At 65.1% G+C, this 20,870-nt stretch carries 16 protein-coding genes and 1 riboswitch; of the genes, 10 read left to right on the top strand and 6 right to left on the bottom strand.

All coding sequences use genetic code 11. From position 1 onward, the window contains the following. Nucleotides 1-141 precede the first annotated feature (141 nt). Nucleotides 142-216, bottom strand: a riboswitch (cyclic di-GMP riboswitch). A gap of 883 nt (nt 217-1,099) precedes the next feature. Together ACLL97_RS05935 and ACLL97_RS05930 are read left to right on the top strand one after the other, a co-directional pair. Continuing rightward, nucleotides 1,100-1,600: a BlaI/MecI/CopY family transcriptional regulator gene (locus ACLL97_RS05935; RefSeq protein WP_411279561.1), complete on the top strand. Its 501-nt coding sequence runs from the start codon at nt 1,100-1,102 to the stop codon at nt 1,598-1,600. A 37-nt stretch (nt 1,601-1,637) separates the two neighbouring features. Further along, entirely contained in the window at nt 1,638-2,711 is a 1,074-nt protein-coding gene (locus ACLL97_RS05930; protein WP_411279560.1) for a M56 family metallopeptidase, read from the top strand. A 217-nt stretch (nt 2,712-2,928) separates the two neighbouring features. On the opposite strand, the gene ACLL97_RS05925 is transcribed toward ACLL97_RS05930, so the two are convergent. Beyond that, nucleotides 2,929-3,495 (bottom strand): YybH family protein, encoded by a 567-nt coding sequence (locus ACLL97_RS05925; protein WP_411279559.1) that lies wholly within the window; start codon nt 3,493-3,495, stop codon nt 2,929-2,931. A gap of 126 nt (nt 3,496-3,621) precedes the next feature. On the opposite strand from ACLL97_RS05925, the gene ACLL97_RS05920 reads away from it, so the two are divergent. From ACLL97_RS05920 to ACLL97_RS05890, 7 genes are all read left to right on the top strand, one after another. Then, nucleotides 3,622-5,598 carry a copper resistance system multicopper oxidase gene (locus tag ACLL97_RS05920; protein ID WP_411279558.1) on the top strand — a complete coding sequence of 659 codons (1,977 nt, stop codon included), beginning with the start codon at nt 3,622-3,624 and terminating at the stop codon, nt 5,596-5,598. After that, nucleotides 5,595-6,413, top strand: coding sequence for a copper resistance protein B (locus ACLL97_RS05915; protein WP_411279557.1), 819 nt, complete (start codon nt 5,595-5,597; stop codon nt 6,411-6,413). The genes ACLL97_RS05920 and ACLL97_RS05915 overlap by 4 nt, the downstream gene beginning before the upstream one ends. Nucleotides 6,414-6,520: 107 nt before the next feature. Then, complete coding sequence (locus ACLL97_RS05910) at nt 6,521-7,426, top strand: hypothetical protein (RefSeq protein WP_411279556.1); 906 nt, start codon at nt 6,521-6,523, stop codon at nt 7,424-7,426. After that, the gene (locus tag ACLL97_RS05905) at nt 7,423-8,865 is read left to right on the top strand and encodes a copper resistance CopC/CopD family protein (protein ID WP_411279555.1); all 1,443 of its coding nucleotides are present in this window, start codon (nt 7,423-7,425) and stop codon (nt 8,863-8,865) included. Before ACLL97_RS05910 ends, ACLL97_RS05905 begins: the two co-directional genes overlap by 4 nt. Before the next feature lie 136 nt (nt 8,866-9,001). Then, on the top strand, nt 9,002-9,850 hold the full coding sequence (locus ACLL97_RS05900) for a DUF4198 domain-containing protein (RefSeq protein WP_411279554.1): 849 nt from the start codon (nt 9,002-9,004) through the stop codon (nt 9,848-9,850). 184 nt (nt 9,851-10,034) lie between these two features. Next, nucleotides 10,035-11,984: a heavy metal translocating P-type ATPase gene (locus ACLL97_RS05895; RefSeq protein WP_411279563.1), complete on the top strand. Its 1,950-nt coding sequence runs from the start codon at nt 10,035-10,037 to the stop codon at nt 11,982-11,984. 175 nt (nt 11,985-12,159) lie between these two features. Beyond that, nucleotides 12,160-12,504 carry a four-helix bundle copper-binding protein gene (locus ACLL97_RS05890; RefSeq protein ID WP_411279553.1) on the top strand — a complete coding sequence of 115 codons (345 nt, stop codon included), beginning with the start codon at nt 12,160-12,162 and terminating at the stop codon, nt 12,502-12,504. Nucleotides 12,505-12,578: 74 nt separating this feature from the next. Here the strand turns inward: ACLL97_RS05890 and ACLL97_RS05885 are convergent, their stop codons facing one another. From ACLL97_RS05885 to ACLL97_RS05865, 5 genes are all read right to left on the bottom strand, one after another. After that, on the bottom strand, nt 12,579-13,433 hold the full coding sequence (locus tag ACLL97_RS05885; protein WP_411279552.1) for an alpha/beta fold hydrolase: 855 nt from the start codon (nt 13,431-13,433) through the stop codon (nt 12,579-12,581). A 117-nt stretch (nt 13,434-13,550) separates the two neighbouring features. Continuing rightward, nucleotides 13,551-14,075 carry a hypothetical protein gene (locus ACLL97_RS05880; protein ID WP_411279551.1) on the bottom strand — a complete coding sequence of 175 codons (525 nt, stop codon included), beginning with the start codon at nt 14,073-14,075 and terminating at the stop codon, nt 13,551-13,553. Nucleotides 14,076-14,098: 23 nt separating this feature from the next. Beyond that, nucleotides 14,099-17,230, bottom strand: a complete 3,132-nt coding sequence (locus ACLL97_RS05875; protein WP_411279562.1) for an efflux RND transporter permease subunit — start codon at nt 17,228-17,230, stop codon at nt 14,099-14,101. A gap of 29 nt (nt 17,231-17,259) precedes the next feature. Beyond that, the gene (locus tag ACLL97_RS05870; protein ID WP_411279550.1) at nt 17,260-18,603 is read right to left on the bottom strand and encodes an efflux RND transporter periplasmic adaptor subunit; all 1,344 of its coding nucleotides are present in this window, start codon (nt 18,601-18,603) and stop codon (nt 17,260-17,262) included. After that, complete coding sequence (locus tag ACLL97_RS05865; protein ID WP_411279549.1) at nt 18,600-19,886, bottom strand: TolC family protein; 1,287 nt, start codon at nt 19,884-19,886, stop codon at nt 18,600-18,602. Before ACLL97_RS05865 ends, ACLL97_RS05870 begins: the two co-directional genes overlap by 4 nt. A gap of 364 nt (nt 19,887-20,250) precedes the next feature. On the opposite strand from ACLL97_RS05865, the gene ACLL97_RS05860 reads away from it, so the two are divergent. Then, nucleotides 20,251-20,691 (top strand): hypothetical protein, encoded by a 441-nt coding sequence (locus ACLL97_RS05860; protein WP_411279548.1) that lies wholly within the window; start codon nt 20,251-20,253, stop codon nt 20,689-20,691. Nucleotides 20,692-20,870: the final 179 nt, after the last annotated feature.

Genomic DNA, 20,870 nt, shown 5'->3' with positions numbered 1-20,870 from the left:
ACTCCGGCGTTATCTGGAGCAGTGAGCCTCGGCCCTTCGGAGCAGGCGAACGCAAAAGCCGTAACACACACCACCGCAAACCGTGTGAATCGCATTGAATGGATCTCCTAGAAGATTGACCAGCACGATAGGCGCAGCCATTTCAGCGACCGGGCGGTCTCGGAGAGATCCCTGGCTTTGCGGACCGACCTCGCGGCCGGGGTGCCCTTTTCGTACGACTGCGCCTGGGGACAACAACACAATTCGGTGCGCATTTGAAGGAAACCGACCAACCGGAGAGTCCATGCGCCTAGAAATCCGCTGTACTCCACTCTGGTATGGCACCCGCATTACGATCGAAGCACGGCGGTACCGTACAGTCGAGCGGTTCGCGTGTTCAAGCGATCACATCAGGAAAGGCTTGCTACTTGGGAAGTTACGCAGGCACGGTAAGCATCATGTTCCGTGCCAATTTTTCGGTGTGACGTCTTTTCAGCGTCAAAGGCAAGCCGCAAAACGAGTTGCACGCGTACATGCACCTGATGCGGTACGAGATGTGTGGCGTGATACCGTCAGAGGTGTGGACTTGACCTGCCTGAACGGACACTGCCGCGACGCAAACACGGCCGATCTTCAGTGCCGAGTTCAAGCCGGAAGCGGGCCGCCGCATGGCGGGGCGGCGCCCGTTAACCGACGTGTCTCTTGGGCATGGACGGTTGCCGAGCGAGCAGGAGGAGGAGCGACGGCTCGAGCGTGACGTGGCTTGCCGCAGGAGCACGCGTTTCTAAACAGTGCGGCGGCGTACGTCGCGACGGAGTCGCGATGCGCGGGCGGATGGATTGCAGGCGCGCACCCCGCGGGCCTTCGTGTGCACGACGGACTCCGCGTACGCCGACGCGATCGCACCGAATCTGCTGGCGCGACGCTTCGCGCTCGCGGACCATCGGCATCCGTTTCGGACGTGGGTCGGGAATATGACCTATCTCCCGACGCGATCCGGCTGGCGGTACCCGCGGGGTGAAACGGGTAGCCAACGGGCGCGCTACGCGGGCCCTTTACGCGTGCTAAAGCACTCCGTTAGCTTCGAGTTGCATCATTACCCTTCGCCCGAGGCTCCTGCATGGCCACTCCGCGAAAGTCATCGCCAGTCAGGGTATCGCCCCCCCCGGCGTCGAAACGGCCGCCAACCTCCGGTCCGCGTGAGCTGCGGTTGCAGGATACGGTCCGCCTGTCGGCAGATGGGTTGGCCAAAGTGTTAGGCGATCTGGAAGCGCGTGTGCTGACCGCCGTCTGGAGCTTGGCCGAGCCTGTGCCCGCCCGCGCCGTGCATGGGGTGGTAGTGCAAACACACCAGGTCGCGCCGCTCACCGTCATTACAGTGCTCAACAAGCTCGTCGCGAAGCGCGTGCTCACACGCCGTACTCGCGACGGCTTGCTGCATTTCGAGGCGACCATGAGCCGTGACGCGTTCATCGCCCATGTCTCGCGGCGCGTCGTTGAGGGGGTGCTGTCATTTGGCCCGTTGGCCGTGGCCACATCCCTCGTGGACGTGTTGGCGGAGCAGGATCCGAAGCAGCTGGAAGAGTTGGGTCGCCTCATTCGGCGGAAACTCAAGGGGTGACGTTGGGGGACGTTGGGGTGACGGAACGGAGGTAGTCATGAGGCGGTACCCATATCTGCTCGGGGCCACGGCGCAGCGCGAAGGGCGTCGTAGACGGCTCGTGCTGTTCGCGACCGGCGTTTTGATTCTGCTGGCGACAAGCCCGGTTTTGGTGCATCACGTCGGGACGCGATTGGAGCTGGCGCTCGCGGGACGCGATCACCTCTGGAATCTGTGCGTGATCGCCCTGCATCAGATGCTGGCGCCTGTACACCAGGGCTTCCACCTTCTCCTGATCGGTGGCCTCTCGTACGCCGCCTGGGATCGGCTGCGCGCGTGGCTCAGCGTGCGGCGCGTGCTGCGCACCCTTGAGATCAGTGCACCGCGGGCCGGCTGCGCGTTCACGACCGCCGCCGAGGATGGAGCGGTACCGGCCAGCGCGCTGCGGCTGGTCGAGGGCCTGCCAAATCCGGCGTTCACGGCGGGCTGGATTCGTCCCCGAATTTACGTGAATGCGGGCTTGGCGGAGCTCCTCTCGCGCGGCGAACTGGCCGCCGTCGTGGCACATGAATATGCGCACGTACGCCGTCGCGATCCGGCGCGCATGTCGGTGCTTCGGTTCGTCGGATGCGCCCTGTTCTGGCTTCCCGCCCTGCGGCGACTCGCCGCCGATGTTGCGGACGACGCGGAGATCGCCGCCGATGACGCCGCGGTCCTCGGCCAGCCGTTAGTGCTCGCCACGGCTATCCTCGCGCTCGCGCACTGGCGATTGCCGGCCGGGACACCCACGGCGAGCATCGCGGCCCTTTCTGGCAACGCGAGTGCGGTGTCCGGCTTTCAGCGGGACGCCCTGCTGGATCGGCGCATTCGGCGTCTGGCCGGGGAAGAGGCCGTGGTTCGAAGTCACGTGACGACGCGTTCCCTCGGCCTGGCGCTCGGCGCACTGCTGCTCGTATGGAGCTCTGGACTGGCCGTAGTGCATCCGCTGCCGACTGGTCTGAGTGCGGGGGCCGCCCATGGCGGTCACTGTTCACATCACCGCGCACTCGGCATCACCCACCTGTTCTGCTTTGCTGGGCATCCTCAGCGTTCGGGGGCCCTCTGCCCGCACGCGGCTGTCGCGCGCGTCTGAACACGATTCACCGTCTGATGTCTGCGTCTGAACACGCTGACGGTCTCACGCGAGCCGTGAGTTGAAGTTTCGAGTCGTGGGTTGCGTCACTCAAAACTCGAAATGTCAACTCACCACTCCACACTCACGTGAGCGCGGCGGCTTTCCACCAATCGCCGGATATCGCGGCATTGCCGTTCATACGACAACGACCGCGACACTCACCGTCATCAGCGCCTCACGATGCCGGCGCATCCGTCGCCCGGCGAGCCCGCGAGCTGGTCTGCGTGTGTCGGACTACCCAGCGCGCGCCGACGCCGGTGCCGCGGCGTTCCAGGATGGCCGTGCCGCGTCCGACGTTGTCGAGCTGACGCCCATTCATCTCGCCCTTGAGGTCGTACCGGAACGTCGCCCAGGCGTACTGTCCTGAGACGCGCACTACGATCTCCAACGGCCGATAGAGGAAATTCTTCATCGACTTGAGCTCGGGGCCCAGGTGATGGTCCCGGTAGTCTGCCCATCCGCGGTTGATCCCCGCGCCTTCGACGACGGTGAGGCTGTCGCCGGCATACAGGGTATCGAGCGCGGCAAGGTCACCGCGTTCGGCCGACGCGAAGACGGCGCGCAACACGGCCGTTGCCCGTGCTACGTCGTCCGCTGGCTGAATACTCGTGGTCAGGGCGGCCGGCGGCCTGTTGGCGAGCGCCACCGTTATCCCTTGACGGACGATCCCGCTCGCCAATTCACTCGACAACGACGTCGGTGTGATCAGCAAGAGAGCGATGGTGCAGATGAGCGCAGACATTCGAAGTGGGTTGAGGGGAAGTACGAGGCAGGGCTCGACAGCAGTTGTCGAACCGCCGCGCACATTTTATGCATTATAAAGCCTGCAGCCCTCCTTGTCGAACCCCCGTCCCCTCGCCCCACGTTCATGGATGACGAAGCATCACCCTCGGACCACGTCGATCTTGCCCTCCCATCGGTATCGCGACGGCGCTTCCTGCATGCCGCGGGCGCGTTGGGCGCGATGGCGGGACTGCCGAGGATCGGCGCTGGGGATACCATGCCAGCGATGCCGGACTTTCTGCGCTCACGTACGAACACCCCGTCGCCGGCCGTCGCCGGCCGCGTGGATCTGCGCATCGAGAAGACACCATTCGGCGTTGCTGGCCGCCGCGGTATAGCCACCAGCATCAACGGAACCGTTCCCGGCCCACTCCTCCGCTTTCGAGAGGGCGAAACCGCGACGATTCATGTCACGAACCGGCTCAAGGAAGACACCTCCATCCATTGGCATGGCCTCTTGGTGCCCAATGCGATGGACGGCGTCCCAGGAATCAACTTCCCCGGGATCCGCCCGGGACAGACGTTCGTCTACGAGTTCCCTCTCCGGCAGTACGGCACATACTGGTACCACAGCCACTCCGGGTTTCAGGAACAGCTCGGACACTTCGGGCCGCTGATCATCGATCCGGTGGAGCCCGAGCCATTCCAGTACGATCGGGAATACGTGGTCATGCTGTCCGACTGGACGTTCGAGGATCCGCTCAAAATTCTCGACAACCTCAAGAAAAACTCGACCTACTACAACTATCAGCGGCGCACGGTGGGCGACTTCTTCCGCGATGTTGAACGTGCCGGTGTGCGCGCGACCATCGCCGATCGGCTGGCATGGGGCAAGATGCGCATGAGCCCCATCGACATCGCCGACGTGACGGGCTCGACGTACACATATCTCCTGAACGGGCTACCAGCAGCCGAAAACTGGACCGGCCTGTTCCGTCCAGGGGAGCGGGTGCGTTTGCGTTTCATCAATGCGGGTGCGGGGAGCTACTTCGACGTGCGCATCCCCGGCCTCGAGATGACGCTGGTGCAGGCGAGTGGGCAGCACGTGCAGCCCGTTGCGATCGACGAATTCCGCATCGAGATCGCGCAGACGTACGATGTGATCGTGCAACCGACCGAGGATCGCGCCTACACCATCTTCGCCGAGTCGATGGATCGGTCGGGCTATACCCGAGGGACACTCGCGCCTCGCGCCGGGATGAGTGCGCCAATCCCCGCGCGCCGCCCTCGACCGACGCTCACGATGTTGGACATGGGCATGACGATGGGAATGGGGGGACATGGCGGGATGGCCATGCCGGGCATGGACACGGGCGATCCATCAAAACAGGTCGCCCCGGTGGCGGCGCCTGTGCCGACTGGCCACGACATGGCCGGGCACGATACCGCCCCCTCCGTGATGGCGTCGGCTGTTGCGCCAGGAACGTTTGCGGGCCGTTTGCGCGACGGAACGGTGATTCGCACGACTGATCTGCGATCGCCCGGCACCATTCCGGAGCCGGTGATGCATAGCGGTGACACGCACGGCGCCGCCAGCGCTGGTACCGCGATGGAAACACGCAGCCGACTGCACGAGCCGGGCGCTGGCCTTGGCGAGGATGGATGGCGCGTGCTCGTGTACACCGATCTCAAGCGCCTCACGCCGGCGCCGATGTTCGGCCCGCCGGCCCGGGAAGTCGAGTTGCATCTGACCGGCAACATGGAGCGCTACATGTGGTCGATCAACGGCATCAAGTTTTCCGACGTGACTGACCCCATTCGTCTCAAGCACGGCGAGCGCATTCGGCTGACCATCGTGAACGATTCGATGATGGCGCACCCGATGCACCTGCATGGGGTGTTCATGGAGCTCGAGAACGGACACGGCGCTGAGTGCCCGCTCATCCACACGATCAACGTCAAGCCAGCCGAACGTGTTTCGCTGCTCGTCACGCCCGTCGATCCGGGGCCGTGGGCGTTCCACTGCCATGTGCTCTTTCACATGGACCTCGGGATGTTTCGCGTGTTTCACGTTTCTGAACCCGATGGACCGCTGACCACCGGCGAAGGGGACGACGTATGATGCGGATGCGCGTAGTGTACATGGCCCTCGTTGCCGCGTTCGCGACGTCCGCGCAGGCGCAGCCGCTTCCGGCAGGCCACGGGGATCGCATGGGTGGTATGGACATGGACCGTGTAATCCGGGCGTTCGTGCTGGCCGATCAGCTGGAGATACAGCCCAACGCGCGGCAGCGGCCCGTGGCACTGGAGTTTCTCAGTTGGATCGGAGGCGACTACCAACGGATCTTCATTCGGGCCCAGGGCGAGTTTCCGACGCAGGGGCGCGGTGACGGCGCGGTGCAGGCCGACGTCCTGTACGGCCGTTTGCTGACGCCATTCTGGTCGGCCGTGGCCGGCGCTCGCGTGGATACGCGCCCGCGGCCCGCGATCCCTGCATTCCGTCAGGATTCGGACGGCGCGGGCCGCCTCGACCCATCGCGCCGTACGCGCGTCACGCGCGGGATGCTCGCGGTCGGGCTGCTCGGCATCGCGCCCTACTGGTTCGAGGTCGAGCCCACGCTGTTCATCAGTGATCAGGGCGATGTGTCGGCCGAGATCGAGACGACAATCGATCTCCTCTTGACGCAGCGACTGATTCTTCAGCCGCGCTTCGAGCTCAACGCCGCAGTGCAGGGCGTGCCGGCGTTCGGCATTGCATCCGGATTGAACGATGTCGAGTTCGGCGCCCGCCTGCGTTACGAGGTGCGGCGCCAGTTCGCCCCGTACGTGGGCGTATCCTGGGTGCGTCGTACCGGTGCCACGGCGGCGAGCGCGCGGGCGGCCGGCGAGCCCCTTGGGATCGGCCGCATTGCGGCTGGCGTGCGGCTCTGGCGATGAGCGCGGAGACCGCCGCGGCCGAGTGGCGCACTTCTTTTATGCACAGTAAAATAACGTTGTTGCCGCCGGGCTCCTCGGCGGCTCACGACCACTCCGAGGTGCGTCCCGTGCGTCTACGTTCCGTTTTCAATCTCGTCATTCTCGCTGCGCTCTGTCATTCGACCGTGGCGCTCGCCCAAGTCTCAGGTACGATGCCGGGCCACGGCGACCTGCACCTGACGGGCAGTGCGGCCATCCGAGGCCTGCTCACCAGTCCGTTGGGTTCGCTCGGGCCCTCGGGCACCGTGACCGTTACCGGTGCAACGGTCCAGGTGGAGTGGACGGGCGATCAGCCCGGCGCAGCACGCGCCTGGTCGATACGTCGAGGCACGTGCGCGCGTGACGATGGCATCGTGGGGACCGCGGCAGCGTACACCGCACTGGCGGTCGATGGGGCCGGAACCGCACGGAGCACGGTGACGCTGAATGCACCACTTACCACCGGCAATGCCATCGCCGTGGTGGTACATCCGCCGGCGGGTGAGCCGAGCGCACCCGCGTTGGCGTGCGGGCCTCTGGTGAACGGTGTCGAGCGCGCGAAGGTCGCTCGGCCGAACGATCATGCGACGACGGACCATGCGGGGATGAATATGTCGGGTGCGACCGCGCCCAGAGCGGCAGACAGCGCTTCGGTAAGCCTCCGGGCCATTCACCAACGCATGATGGCCGACCCCGTCATTCGCGAGCGCGTGCAGACCGATCCTGTCCTCCAGCGAATGCTCGCCGACCTGCCGGAAAGCGAGGTCACCGCGGCGGGCATGGAGGTCCAAGGCTTCGTGAGCGTGCCGGTAACGAATACCGCAGCGAAGCCGGCCGCAAAACCCGCCGTAAAACCGGCCGCCAAGTCCGCGCGTACACCCGTTACAAAACCGGCGACTAAGCCCGCGACCAAACCCGCGGTCAAGCCCGCCCCGAACCCCATGCCGGGAATGGACCACAGCAAGATGCCCGGAATGAAGAAGCCACCCGCATGACCAGGCGCGTCGTCATGACGTTGCTGGTGCTCTTGACCAGTGGTCTTTTGCTGTTCACCCCGGCATTGGCGCAGGCGCACGGCACGCTCAAGAGTTCGGTGCCCGCGGCTGGTGCCCATCTGGGTGTCGCACCACGCGAACTGCGATTGACATTTACCGAGTCGCCAGAGCTCACCTTCACGACGCTCATTTTGCGGAGGGCGGACGGTTCGGCCGTGGCACTCGGACCTCTCTTGGTTGCCAGTGATTCGCGACGCGCGGTCATCGCGGCGGTGCAAGGCGCTCTGGCGGCCGGTACCTACACCGTGGAATGGAAGACGGCGGGAGCCGACGGACATCCGGTAACCGGTCGCTTCGATTTCACGATTGCGCCCGGTGCGGAAGGACTCGGCGTGCTTCGCACCGATGCTGGCCGCGAGGGCGGTTTGCCCGTAACGCCCTCCCACTCCACGTCGCACAACGACCCCACCGCACTTCCCTCCGGCGTGGGCTTTGACGCGGAGTCGCCGATGTATGTGGCGGTACGGTGGCTTCTGTACGTGGGACTGCTCACGGTGATCGGCGCGGTCGCGTTTCAGTCTGCTGTGCTCGGTCGCCTCCCGCGAGATCCAGGGCCCGCCGCCAGTCTCAGAGTGGAGATCGGGCACCGAGCCGCCACGTTGGGTTTCATCGGTGCCGCACTGGTGGCTGTCGCGGTGTTGCTCCGCCTGTACGCGCAGTCGTACGCCATGCACGGGGCCGCGTTGGCCCTCGACCGCCCCCTCGTGGGATCCATGCTCACGTCGACGACCTGGGGACGCGGTTGGATGGTGCAACTCGTCTCCGTGGTCGTCGCACTCGCCGGATTCGGGGGCGCTCGACGAGGCCGCCGGCCAGCCTGGAGCCCGTCGTGGACCCTGGCTGGCGTGGGCGCACTCGGCCTGGCATTTACGCCCGCACTGTCCGGTCACGCGGCGTCTACGCCGCAGTTCACGACGCTCGCGATTCTAGCCGATGCGCTGCATGTCATTGGGGCGAGCGGGTGGCTCGGCAGTTTGTTGCTGCTGCTCGCAGTTGGGATTCCCGCCGCGATGCGTCTCGATAAGAGCGAGCGTTGGCGGTCGGTTGCGGACATCGTCAACGCCTTCTCACCGACCGCCCTCGTCTGTGCCGGCATGACCGCGATAACCGGCGTCTTTGCCGCTTGGCTTCACCTGGGAACCGTGAGCGCGCTCTGGCAAACAGCGTACGGGATAACGCTGTTGGTGAAGCTGGCGATTCTGTCTGTGCTCGCCGCGACCGGGGCGTACAATTGGCGCCGCGTCAAACCCGCGCTTGGCGACGCCACCGGTGCAAGACGACTGCGACAGTCGGCGAGCATCGAGGTGGCCGTCGGCGTGCTGGTCCTTATCGTGACCGCCGTACTCGTCGCCACACCCACCGGCATGACTCGCCTGTAACGCAGCCTCCCGACGCCTTTCGCCAGAACACCGCAATCTCACGGGTCACGCGTGAATGGCGGAATGCGCCCGGCGGTTTTACACTGCATCAAACATACCGGGCCGATTAAGAAACGTTGTTCACCAAGGGCGATGCATGTCGACGAGAATCAGCTTCACGCGTATCGTGGTCGTGGCCGTAGCCACCGCCGTCTTCTCCTCCACGGCAGTGGCGCACGACTTCTGGCTGATGCCCCACATGTTCGGGTTTGCCGAGAACAGCGCGTGGCACGTGAACGGGCGGCAAGGGACCCGCTTCCCGGCTGGGACGGCGGTGCCGGTCGCACGCGTGGTGGACGCGCGCGTCATCAGCGCAAGCGCCACCATGACCATTACGGAAATGACGGTCGAGGGCACCACACTCCGGCTGCATCAGAAGCCGTCGTCTGCCGGGCAGTACCTGATTGTGGTCGGATTGGCACCACGCGTCTTTCGCGAAACACCGGCTGGCACCTTGCGCTTTCTCCGCGCTGAGGGCGGTGCCCTCGAAGCAGATCGCCTCGAACGGTCCCACGCCTTGGCGGGACTCGACAGTGTGATCTTCACCGCTGCGTCCTATGCGGCCACGATCGCCGAGATCGGACAGGAAGGACCGCGCGCGTTCTCGAAGTCGGCCGGACTACGACTCGAGTTCGTTCCGCTGAATGATCCGGGACATCTGCACGTCGGCGATACGTTGCACGTCCGCGTGCTTGGCAATGGCGTGGCGGTGCCGCGCATCGGCATCGATGCCGCCGCCGCACTCGATACCACCGCAACGCCGCCCGCGTCACTGGTTCGCGTGTCATTTACGGCCGACGTCAATGGTGTGGTGCATGTTCCGCTCACGCAGGCGGGTCCTTGGATGCTGCGCTCGGCGTATGCAAGCAAAAAGAGTGGTGGTGCCGCCAACGAGTGGGACGTGTCACGCACGACCTACGTGCTCAGTGTCGGCGCGGCCCACTGACCATGGATGACCGCTCCCCGACGGGATTCCACTGATGCTGAGGAATTGAAACGTGCAGGCACATGACTCGCACACACATGACTCGCATGGCCATGGCGCGCACAGTGGCGCACCGCGTGGGCCTGACGTTCACCCGGTCGCCGATCACGCCGCGCACGACAAGCACGCGGGTCACTCCGTGGCCATGTTCAAGAGCAAGTTCTGGCTCTCGCTGCTGCTCACGCTTCCGACGCTCGTGTGGGGGCACATGCTGCAACGCGCCCTCGACTACACCGCGCCCACGTTTCGCGGCGCATCGCTTATTCCGGCGGTCTTTGGTACGGCGGTCTTTTTGTACGGCGGTTGGCCGTTCCTGCAGGGCGCGATAGGCGAGATCAAGGATCGCCTGCCTGGCATGATGACGCTCATAACGCTCGCGATCGGCGTCGCCTTCGCATTCAGTGTTGCGGTCCTGCTCGGTTTTCCCGGCATGCCGCTGTGGGAGGAACTCGCGACGCTGGTGACGATCATGCTGCTCGGGCACTGGCTCGAGATGCGGTCGATCTCCCAAGCGCAGGGGGCCCTCGGCGAACTCGCCAAACTGTTGCCGGCTACGGCCGTTCGCGTTCGCGGCGAGGGTGCGAGCGAGCAAATCGAGGATGTGCCCGTGGCCGAGTTGCGCGACGGCGATGTAGTGCTGGTGCGTCCGGGAGCGAACATTCCCGCCGATGGTCGAGTGCAGCGTGGAAGCAGTGCGGTAAACGAGGCCCTCCTTACGGGCGAGTCGTCCCCCGTGACCAAGCACGAAGGTGATGCCGTCATCGCCGGCGCGGTGAATGGCGCGGGGTCACTCCGGGTGCAGGTGACGGGTACCGGTGACCGCACCGCGCTGGCCGGCATCATGCGTTTGGTTGCGCAGGCGCAGTCGTCACGCTCGCGGGCACAGATGCTGGCGGACCGTGCGGCGTTCTGGCTCACTTGGGTTGCCCTGGGTGCGGGCGCTGTCACACTCATTGCATGGCTGGCGGCCGGCGCGAGCGCTGCCACCGCAGTTGAGCGTCTCGTGACGGTGCTCGTTATCGCGTGCCCGCATGCGCTCGGCTTGGCCGTGCCGTTGGTGCTTGCCATCTCCACCACACTTGGGGCGCAAAGCGGGTTGCTCGTGCGCGACCGCCGAGGCTTGGAAGACGCGCGCAATCTGACCACGGTGGTGTTCGACAAAACCGGCACCCTGACGTTGGGCGAGCATCGCGTGGTCGGTATGAAGACGGACCATGGGTTGGCAGACGACGAGGCGTTGCGGCTTGCGGCGGCCGTGGAGCGCGACGCCGAACATCCGGTGGCGAGGGCGATCGTGAAGAGCGCCGAAGCGCGTGGGTTGGTGGTGCCGGCGGCAACGGGGTTTGAGGCGGTGCCAGGGCAGGGCGTTCGTGCTGTGGTCGAGGGACGGGCACTTGCGGAAGGCGGACCCAATCTACTGGCCAGCCTCGGCGTCACACCGGGTCCAGCACTGCGGGCGTTCGCCGATGAGGCAGCCGCGCGTGGACAAGGGGTGGTGTACCTCATTGAGGGCGGACAGACCTTGGCGGCCTTTGCCGTCGCTGATGCGGTGCGGCCCGAGTCGGCTGAGGCCATCGCGCGACTGCGGGAAATGGGAGTCGAGGTTGTAATGATGACTGGCGATGCACAGGCCGTCGCGGAGGCGGTGGCACACGAACTTGGCATCACCACCGTGCTTGCTCAGGTACTTCCTGAGCAGAAGGCGGCGCACATTAAAGCGCTGCAGCAGCAGGGCAAGCGCGTCGCGATGATTGGTGACGGCGTTAACGACGCGCCAGCGCTGGTGACCGCTGACGTCGGGATCGCGATCGGCGCCGGCACCGATGTCGCGGTTGAGGCTGGCGACGTGGTGCTCGTGCGCAGCGACCCGCGGGACATTCCACGGATTATCAGCCTGTCGCGCGCAACGTACCGAAAGATGGTGCAGAATTTGTGGTGGGCCGCCGGCTACAACATTGTGGCGATTCCCTTGGCCGCCGGCGTACTCGCGCCGTGGGACATCGTGTTGACGCCCGCCATGGGTGCGGTGCTCATGTCGGCCAGCACGATCATCGTGGCCCTCAACGCTCAGCTCCTTCGCCGCGTGCAATTGTAGCGCTCGCCCCCAAGATCGATCCGCGGCCAAGCGGCCGACGACATTTTATGCGTAGTAAAGAGCGGCATACTCCGTGCAGCGAGGGTCGTGTGTCGCGCATCCGGCCGCACGGGCTGGGCGACGAGAACCGTCCCCTCCGCCGGAGTTCCTGATGGATCACAACCACGGGCACACGATGCCGACCGCCGAGATGCAGCAATGCATCCAGGCGTGCCTCGACTGCTACGCCACCTGCACGACCACCGCCGCGCACTGCCTGACGCTCGGTGGCGAACATGCGTCGCCCGAGCATCAGACAATACTCCTCGATTGCGTCACGATCTGTCAGGCGTCAGCCGCACTGATGTTGCGGGGCTCTCATTTGCACCCGCAAATGTGCGCCGTCGGCGCCGAAGCATGCCGACGCTGCGAAAAGGACTGCCGGCGACTCGCCAACGGAGATGCGATGATGGAACAGTGTGCCGACATCTGCGGGCGGTGCGCGGAGTCCTGTGAGCGCATGTCGACGATGGCCATGTGAGATTGCTGGCGCGCCGTCGAGCCGCCGCCCGGCGGCGCGCATCTGTTTGATTGCCTCAATCACTCCGCGAGCGACTACGGAATGACGTCGCCAGCGAGCACCGAACTGATGTGCGCTCGTATCCAGTCAGGGTGTTGCAGCGGTAAAGAATGGTCAGCGCCGGGGTACACCACAACCGTACACTGCCGGTGTTGTTGCGCGAGCGCGAGCAGCGGAGCGAGCGGGGCACTCTGATCGCGATCGCCATGCAGGCACAGCAGCGGAATGCGGCCCTCGATCTGTCTTAAATCGGCCGAAAGATCATACTCGTAGATCACCTGCCACAGTGTGGACGTGGACGAGCGCCACGTCATGCGCGTGAGGTCCTCGGCCACCTCTCGCGGCACGTTCGGTAGCAGGGTGGGAAGCGCCCAGCCCAACAAGCGTCTCGTCACCAAGCAGGCCAGCGCCGCGGGAACCATGTGCGTCATAATCCACCCCGCTGCGCCGCGTTTACCGGTGAATTGCCTGGCGCTTTCCCCATTGCCGAAGTAGGGCACACTGACGAGAACCAACTGCTGAACGTGTTCTGGATGGCGTGCGGCGTATGCCACCGCGAGGCGCGCACCGACGGAGTGTCCCACTATGACCAGGGGCTCCTTCGCGCCGATGGGCTCGAGCACCCGATGAAGCGCGGAAACGTGCGCGTCGACTGAGTATGTGAGCCACGGTTTCGGTGAGTGTCCGAAGCCTAGTAGATCAACCAACATCAGCCGCGCACGACTCGAGAGGGCTACAACGCGTGATCTCCAGTAGCGCGTGGTGGCACCAAGGCCCGGAAGGAATACGACCAGGGGACCGCCGGAACCCAACGCTTCCGTGAACAACGCCCGCTCGGCGTCCGCCCCCCGATCACCCTCGGTGACCGCGACGGCGGTCGCGCCCGCCACCAATGCGCCCGCGCCCAGCCCGATCCGGCGAAACCATACGCGTCGTGATACGTCCGACGTCGCGCTGCCATGAGCACGATCGTCAGCTGACGGGTCACTGCGCCCCGACTTCACCCGTTACCGTGGCATGGATTGCATCATTTTCTGATGCATGTCAGCCAGTCGTGTTATCCGCTTCAGGTGCGGTGGCATGGCTGTGCCGAGCTGTGCGCTCGTGAGGTCGGGCAGGCGGATGAGATCCTGTCGCAGTGAGTCCACCATGCTGCTCCACGCGGCGTCCGCCGGCATGTTCATCTGTCGCATTTCACCGGCCATGCGGGAGAGCTGGTTGGCTACCAGTTGCCGATGTCGCGGGAGTTGCGCGAGTAGACTACCGGCACCGGCTTGCCGCATCATGGCCACGTGCGCTCGCATGACCGAGTCGTCGGACATGCCCGCCATCGGCATGCTCGGCATGCTCGGCGTGGTCATGCCCGCCATGCCGGACATTCCGCCCTGGGTTGAATCGGTCGCCCCTGGAGGTGCGGCGATGGACATCGCGACCGAGTCGCCGGTGGTCTTGGTATCGCGCGACGCCTCGCTGTCACAGGCCGCGCCCAGCAGCAGCACAACGAACGAAAGGCATCGGAACAGGAAGGACATAAGAAACCCGGTAAGAGAGTAGGTCATCGCCGCGCCGGGCGACCTTTCCAGAGCGAGTAGATCGCGGGGATGACGACGAGCGTGAGCAGCGTGCTGGTGATCATTCCCCCAACCATCGGTGCGGCGATGCGTTTCATCACATCCGCGCCCGTATCCTGACTCCAGAGGATGGGCACGAGCCCCGCCATGATGGCCATTACCGTCATGATCTTCGGGCGAACGCGCTCGACGGCGCCAGACGCGACCGCGGCATCGACATCGGAACGACTCCGCAACTCGCCGCGCGCAGCGCGGTCGTGGTAGGCCTGATCAAGGTAGAGCAGCATGATGACGCCGGTTTCGGCCGCGACACCTGCCAAGGCGATGAAGCCGATGGCCACCGCGACGCTCAGGTGGTAATCGAGCATCCACATCAACCACACGCCACCCGCCAGCGAGAACGGAAGCGACAGCATCACGATTCCTGCTTCCGTCACACTTCGAAAGTTGAGGTACAGCAGGCCGAAGATGATGAGCAGTGTAATCGGCACAACCACTCGCAGCCGACGCGTTGCACGCTCGAGAGACTCGAACTGCCCCGACCACTCGAGGCGGTAACCAGGCGGGAGCGTGAGTTTAGCCGCCAGCAACTGCTTCGCCTCCGTCACGTAACGGCCGATGTCGCGGCCCTGGACATCTACGTACACGATGGCGTTGAGCGTCGCGTTCTCGGACTTGATCAGCGTCGGACCGCGGACCACCGCGATGCGCGCCACATCACCGAGCGCCACGTAGGCCCTCTGCCCATCGGGACCGGAGGGCGTTGCCACGAGGACGCTCCGCAGCTTCGTCGGATCGTCGCGAAGGGCCGACGGATAGCGCACCAACACCTCGTATCGCTCGCGCCCCTCGAGTACTTCGCCAGCGGCCGCACCACCCACCGCAGTACTCAACGCCGCCTGCACCTCGTCGGTGGTCAAACCGTAGCGCGCGACGGCCGCGCGGTCGATGGTGACGTCGAGATACCTGCCTCCCATGGCCTGCTCCGCGAACACACTGTTCGTGCCCGTAACCGTCGGCAGCAGACCTTCGATTTGACGCCCGATCCGGTCGAGTGCCTCGAGATTCGGACCGATGACCTTGATCCCGACGGGGGTCTTGATGCCTGTCGCCAACATGTCGAGCCGATTCTTGATCGGCATGCTCCACATGTTTGCGACGCCCGGTGTACGCACACGCGCATTCGCCTCGGACACGATCGAATCGTACGTCACGCCGGGCCGCCACGCGCTCCGATCCTTGAGCACCGCGATCGTCTCGATCATGGACATCGGCGCCATGTCCGTCGCGGACTCGGCGCGTCCGATCTTCCCCATCACCGTGGCGACTTCCGGAATCTGCGCGAGCGCTGCATCACGTTGCTGCAGGATTTCCTTCGCCATCGTACCGCTCACGCCGGGCATGAGCGAGGGCATGTCCATGATCGCGCCCTCGTTCAACGGTGGCATGAACTCGCTTCCCAACCGCGACCACGGCCACACCGTCACCACGAGCACACAGCCCGCCGCGATGATGGTCGCCCAGCGATGACGAAGCACCCATCCGATCACCGGTCGGTACGCGCGGACCAGCGCCCGATTCACCGGGTTCGCCGCCTCCGGCTTCACGCCTGACCGAATGAACAGGCCCATCATCACCGGTACCAGCGTCAGAGACAGTAACGCCGCCGACGCCATGGCGAGCGTCTTGGTCCACGCCAACGGCGTGAACAGCCGCCCCTCCTGGTCGCCCAGCGCGAACACCGGAAGGAACGAGGCGGTAATAATCAGGAGCGAGACGAAGAGTGAGGGGCCGACTTCCTGCGCCGACTCGACCACGAGGGTCCAATGCGACTGCGGTGCGCCGGCCGCTTCGTTGCGTTCCATGTGTTTGTGCAGGTTCTCCACCATCACGATGGCCGCGTCGATCATGGCGCCGATGGCGATGGCGATTCCACCCAGCGACATGATGTTCGCGCTCAGGCCGAGCAGCCGCATCGCGAGCAGCGACATCAGAATGCCGATGGGCAGGGTGATAATGGCCACCAGTGCGCTCGGTGCGTGCAACAGGAACACGAGGGTCACGAACGCCACGATGATCGACTCCTCGATCAACTTCGTACGAAGTGTGTGGATGGCCCGTTCGATCAGGCCGGCACGGTCGTAGCCCTGCACGAACCGCACGCCGGCCGGCAGCGCCCGCTCGAGCTCCGTCATTCGTGCCTTCACGCCCTTGATGACGGTGAGCGGGTTCGCGCCGTAGCGCATGACGACCCATCCTGTCACCACTTCGCCTTTCCCATTCAACTCGGCGATGCCACGACGCAGCGCCGGACCGATGTGAACCGTTGCGACGTCGCCGACCGTTACCGGGGTACCGCCAGCGCCCGTGCCCAACGCGACGGCACGCAGGTCGTCGAGCGACGCGACGCGGCCACGCCCTCGCACGACGTACTCCGTGCCGCCCATGGCGAGCACGCGCCCGCCAACGTCTTGATTCGAGGCGCGCAGCGCCTCCACGACTTTTGCGATCGGCATGTTGAACGCGAGTAGCTTCGCCGGATCGACTTGTACCTGATACTCCTTCTCGAAGCCGCCGAGTGATGCGATCTCGGCGACACCAGGAACAGCCGTGAGCGCCGGTCGCACCACGAAATCCTGTAACGCGCGCAGGTCGGCGAGACTCGTGGAGCCGGTGGTGTCGGCCAGGATGTACTGCATGACCCAGCCGACGCCGGTGGCATCGGGTCCCAACATCGGCATCACACCGACGGGGAGCTTGTCGCGCGCGCCGTTCAGATACTCGATCACCCGACTGCGCGCCCAGTAGAGATCAGTGCCATCCTCGAACACAACGTAGACCGCCGACAGCCCGAACTGGCTCATGCCGCGCACGAACTTCGTGTTCGGCACCTTGAGCAGTTCCGTCTCCAACGGATACGTGACCTGGTCCTCGACAAGCTGCGGCGCTTGACCTGGCCACTCCGTCATCACGATCACTTGCGCATCAGACAAGTCGGGAATCGCATCGATCGGGGTGGTCAGCATCGCCCAGATCCCGGCTGCAACCAATGTCATCGTGGCAACCAGCACCGCACCCTTGTGACTCACGGACCACCCGATCACGCGCTGTAGCACCGATGCACGAACAGGCGACGACGTGTCGGTCACGGTGGACTCCGTCGCGACGGCGCTGACGCCGGTGCCGGTTTGCGAGGCGCGGTCGAGGGCGATGCGGTGGGCCGTGAGGTCGCGGCCGCCGCCCCCGACATGCCGCGCGTGTCTGCGCCTGGCATGGACATGCCTGGCATAGCGCCCATGGCGTCGGCGCTTCCACTCATTCCGATCATGCTCTTCATCACCTCGGCGAGGTTGGACTCCGATTCGAGCAGGAACTGCGCCGAGGTGACCACCCGTTGACCCGGCTCGAGGCCCGCCAGCACCTCCGTGATCTCGCCGGATACTCGGCCCAACTCCACGTCGTGCGGCATGAGCCGGCCGTCCCCCATATCGACAAACACCATGGCGCGTTCGCCGGTCTGGATCACTGCGGTTGACGGCACGGTGAGGGCTGTACGGGCAACGGAGGTCAGGCTGGCCGTGGCATACATGCCCAGCTTGAGCCGACCATCGGTGTTGCCGACCACGATGCGAGCGCTCAGAGTGCGTGTGGCCTCGCCTACGGTTGGATAGACATACGCCACACGTCCTTCGTATGGCCTTCCTGGCAGTGCCGTAAATGCCAGCGAGGCGCTCGTACCCTCGCGGACGAGATTTGCATCCGCTTCGCGCAGCTGGATGTTTACCCACACCTTGGACAAGTCCGTAATCGTGTACAGCGGCATGCCGGCCTGAACAGCCTGTCCCCGTACAACGAATCGCTCGGTGATGACACCGGACATGGGCGCGTAGAGTGGGATCGTGCGCTGTGCACGTCCAGAGCGCAGGACGTCTTCGATCAGCGACTCGGGGACATCCCAGAGCCGGAGACGCTGCCGCGCGGCGGCGAGCAGGCTCCCTGATGATGCGGGCACGCCGGGTACTGACGTGCCGGAGAGCGACCGGTCGAAATCTCGTGCGATTAGCAGCTCCTGTTGCGCAGCGAGCAGATCGGGCGAATAGATCGCCGCCATTGGTTGCCCTCGGCGTACCGGCTGTCCGGTGCTGCTCACATCCAGCCGTTCGACAAACCCGGAAAACTTGGGCGTGACGCTCGCAAGCCGTGTTTCGTCGGCCATCACGATGCCAACGGCACGGACCTCGTCGGTCATCACGCGCTGTTCAACCGTACCGAACAACACACCGAAGTGCCGAAGCTGTGCAGCAGTAAACACCGCCGTGCCGTCGGCACTCATGTCCATGCCTTCCATGCCCGGCATGCCCGGCATCTCTGCCGCGGACGCGCGTCGGCTCTCACCCGCCGATGAACTGCGACGCTCTAAGCCCCACCAGCTCACGGCGGCGACAGAAAGCGCCAGGGTCGCGAGGAGTGTCCATCGTGTTCGGGTCATGGCCGTTCCTCCGGGAGCACACTGGATCCGGTCGCCTGTTCCAGTGCGGCAATCGCCTTTGCGAAATCGGTCATGGCGCGCACATATGCAAGCTCGGATGCGAACAGCGCGGACTCCGCGGTCAACACGGTCGTCATGTCGGATTGGCCTGTTCGATAACTGGCAAGGGCCGCGACAACCGCTGTTCGTCCTTGTGGAAGTATCCCGACGGCGTACAACGCGAGCAGGGTCCGATTTTGTTCGGCCAGTCCGAGGAGACGTGCCACGTCGGCGTTCAAGCCGTTTCGCGCGGCGATGTAGTCGGCCTCGAGTGCTGCTCGCTCCGCACGGGCCTCCGCGACCTGTGGATTCTGCCGTGCCGCCTTCTGCAGCCGCAGTGGAACGGAAACTTGTGCCGTCACCATGTCGGGCCGTCCCTGGCGTTGACCATATTGCAACGACACGTCGAAATCAGGCTTCGAGTCACTACGCGCGAACTCGGCCCGTGCCGCCTGCGCGGCGACCATCGCCGCCCGCTGGCGCAGCACCGGACTTACCTCGCTCGCGAGCGCTTGGAGGGTGGCGAGCGGCGGCAGTGCCGAGCCCGCCGCTCGCGCGCCCAGTGAAGCGTCGAGAAACGTGACGTCGCGTGCGCTGGTCGCCACGGCAGCGCGCGCGAGCCGGTCGGGAATGTCAACGTTCAAGACCGGCGTGTCGCTGGCGCGGTCCAGCGCCGCATTGAGCAGCGCGAGACTCGCCCGTCGCTGCTCGAGGAGCATGCTCGCCATCTCCGCGACCCGTGTTGCCTCCACGCGGGCTCGTAACACGTCCTGCTGACTGCCGATTCCGCTGCCGTAGCGCACTTCGGCAATCCGCGCGATGTCGGCGAGGATCTGTCGATTGGGATCCAGCAGCGCCAACGCGCGTGTCGCGTACGCCACGTCGTAGTACGCATCGCGAACGGCACGAATCACCTCGAGGCGAACGGCCGCCAGCGCGGCGTCGGCCGCGCTGGCGTCATGCGCCGCAGCGCGGCGTTGCAGGCCACGCTTGCCAGGATAGGGGATGGTCTGTCCAAGGCCAACCATGCGCATGGTCATCTCATCCGCCGAAAAACTGGGCTGACTGAGGGGCAGGTTCACGATACCGGTCATCAGCATTGGATCGGGGCGAGCGCCGGCCGGACGTATGCGCGCTCGCGCTGCCGCGAGACGGGCGTGGGCTGCGCGGAGTGCTGGACTGGTCACTTCGGCCAACCGTACGAGCGAGTCCAACCCATGCTGCTGCACGATGGGGTGCGCCACGGACCGCTGAAGGAATGCCGGCTCCGATTGTCCCGAAAGGACACTAGGAGCAATCGCGAGCGCGGCAGCAGTGGCGCGCCTAGCTGAACGAAAATGAAAGTGCATGTGCCCTCAGGCTCAATCTCGGAGGGCGCGTCGGCCACCGGCGGTGGCGGGGTTGACGACGCGCACGGTTCCCGCCGATGCCCACCCACCGAGGGTGACCACCAACGGACCATCAACGCCTACGCGAAGAGCGCGAGACGCTGTCGGCCGGGATTACGCTCGCGGAGGGGGGACGTCGGGAGGCGAGCTCAGCGAATACGGCATCGTCGTGCTCAGCGCGACCGCATAAGACGGCTCTTCGATCGAAGACGACAGTCGCGTGGAAGCCGGAACCGATGCGAAGACACACGGCGCCATCGTTGGGCACGTGTTCGGCGGCGCGGAGCTATCGCACGGTGCCTGGGGAGCCGCCGCCCCCGGATTCACTGGCGCCTCACCGGCCCCACTGCCAGCCGTGGTGGCCATGTCCATACCGGCCATGTCCATACCGGCCATGGCCTCAGCACTCGCCCCGCTCATTGCCGCCGACGACATGTTCATTTCCGCCGGCGACATGTCCATTGCCGCCGACGACATGTTCATTGCCGCCGACGACATGTCCATTGCGCCCGGCAGAGGACAACCAGGTCCACCGCTCGCCAGCGATAGCTGGAGAGAAGCGAAGCTCACGACGAGCGTGATGAGACGAGCCAAGCGAACCATGACGAAAGGTAGTCAGCCTCCGGGCTGCTCCAAGCCCCTGGAAGCCGACGCATGTTGAGCGCTTTCTTTCGTCACCTACGAGCAGCGTCGCATTTCACCGACGCTGCTTCCACCCATGCGGATCGCCGCGGCGTCGCGTGCTGGCCGACGGAGGTCGACGTCGCCGGCGAGGCGACCGCCTTGCCGCATCGAGTCCGTCGCAGCGCGTCGGCCGTCCACCTCGGCATGATGCTCCTG

Source organism: Gemmatimonas sp., from assembly GCF_046594945.1.
Lineage (GTDB): Bacteria > Gemmatimonadota > Gemmatimonadetes > Gemmatimonadales > Gemmatimonadaceae > Gemmatimonas.
The sequence above is the reverse complement of the archived record's forward strand: the minus strand, read 5'-3'. Positions and strand labels throughout refer to the sequence as shown.

Excerpts from the sequence above, each read along its gene's own strand:
- ACLL97_RS05935 (WP_411279561.1), top strand. The coding sequence starts at position 1,100 with ATGGCCACTCCGCGAAAGTCATCGCCAGTCAGGGTATCGCCCCCCCCG.
- ACLL97_RS05930 (WP_411279560.1), top strand. The coding sequence starts at position 1,638 with ATGAGGCGGTACCCATATCTGCTCGGGGCCACGGCGCAGCGCGAAGGG.
- ACLL97_RS05925 (WP_411279559.1), bottom strand. The coding sequence starts at position 3,495 with ATGTCTGCGCTCATCTGCACCATCGCTCTCTTGCTGATCACACCGACG.
- ACLL97_RS05920 (WP_411279558.1), top strand. The coding sequence starts at position 3,622 with ATGGATGACGAAGCATCACCCTCGGACCACGTCGATCTTGCCCTCCCA.
- ACLL97_RS05915 (WP_411279557.1), top strand. The coding sequence starts at position 5,595 with ATGATGCGGATGCGCGTAGTGTACATGGCCCTCGTTGCCGCGTTCGCG.
- ACLL97_RS05905 (WP_411279555.1), top strand. The coding sequence starts at position 7,423 with ATGACCAGGCGCGTCGTCATGACGTTGCTGGTGCTCTTGACCAGTGGT.
- ACLL97_RS05900 (WP_411279554.1), top strand. The coding sequence starts at position 9,002 with ATGTCGACGAGAATCAGCTTCACGCGTATCGTGGTCGTGGCCGTAGCC.
- ACLL97_RS05895 (WP_411279563.1), top strand. The coding sequence starts at position 10,035 with ATGTTCAAGAGCAAGTTCTGGCTCTCGCTGCTGCTCACGCTTCCGACG.
- ACLL97_RS05890 (WP_411279553.1), top strand. The coding sequence starts at position 12,160 with ATGCCGACCGCCGAGATGCAGCAATGCATCCAGGCGTGCCTCGACTGC.
- ACLL97_RS05880 (WP_411279551.1), bottom strand. The coding sequence starts at position 14,075 with ATGTCCTTCCTGTTCCGATGCCTTTCGTTCGTTGTGCTGCTGCTGGGC.
- ACLL97_RS05870 (WP_411279550.1), bottom strand. The coding sequence starts at position 18,603 with ATGACCCGAACACGATGGACACTCCTCGCGACCCTGGCGCTTTCTGTC.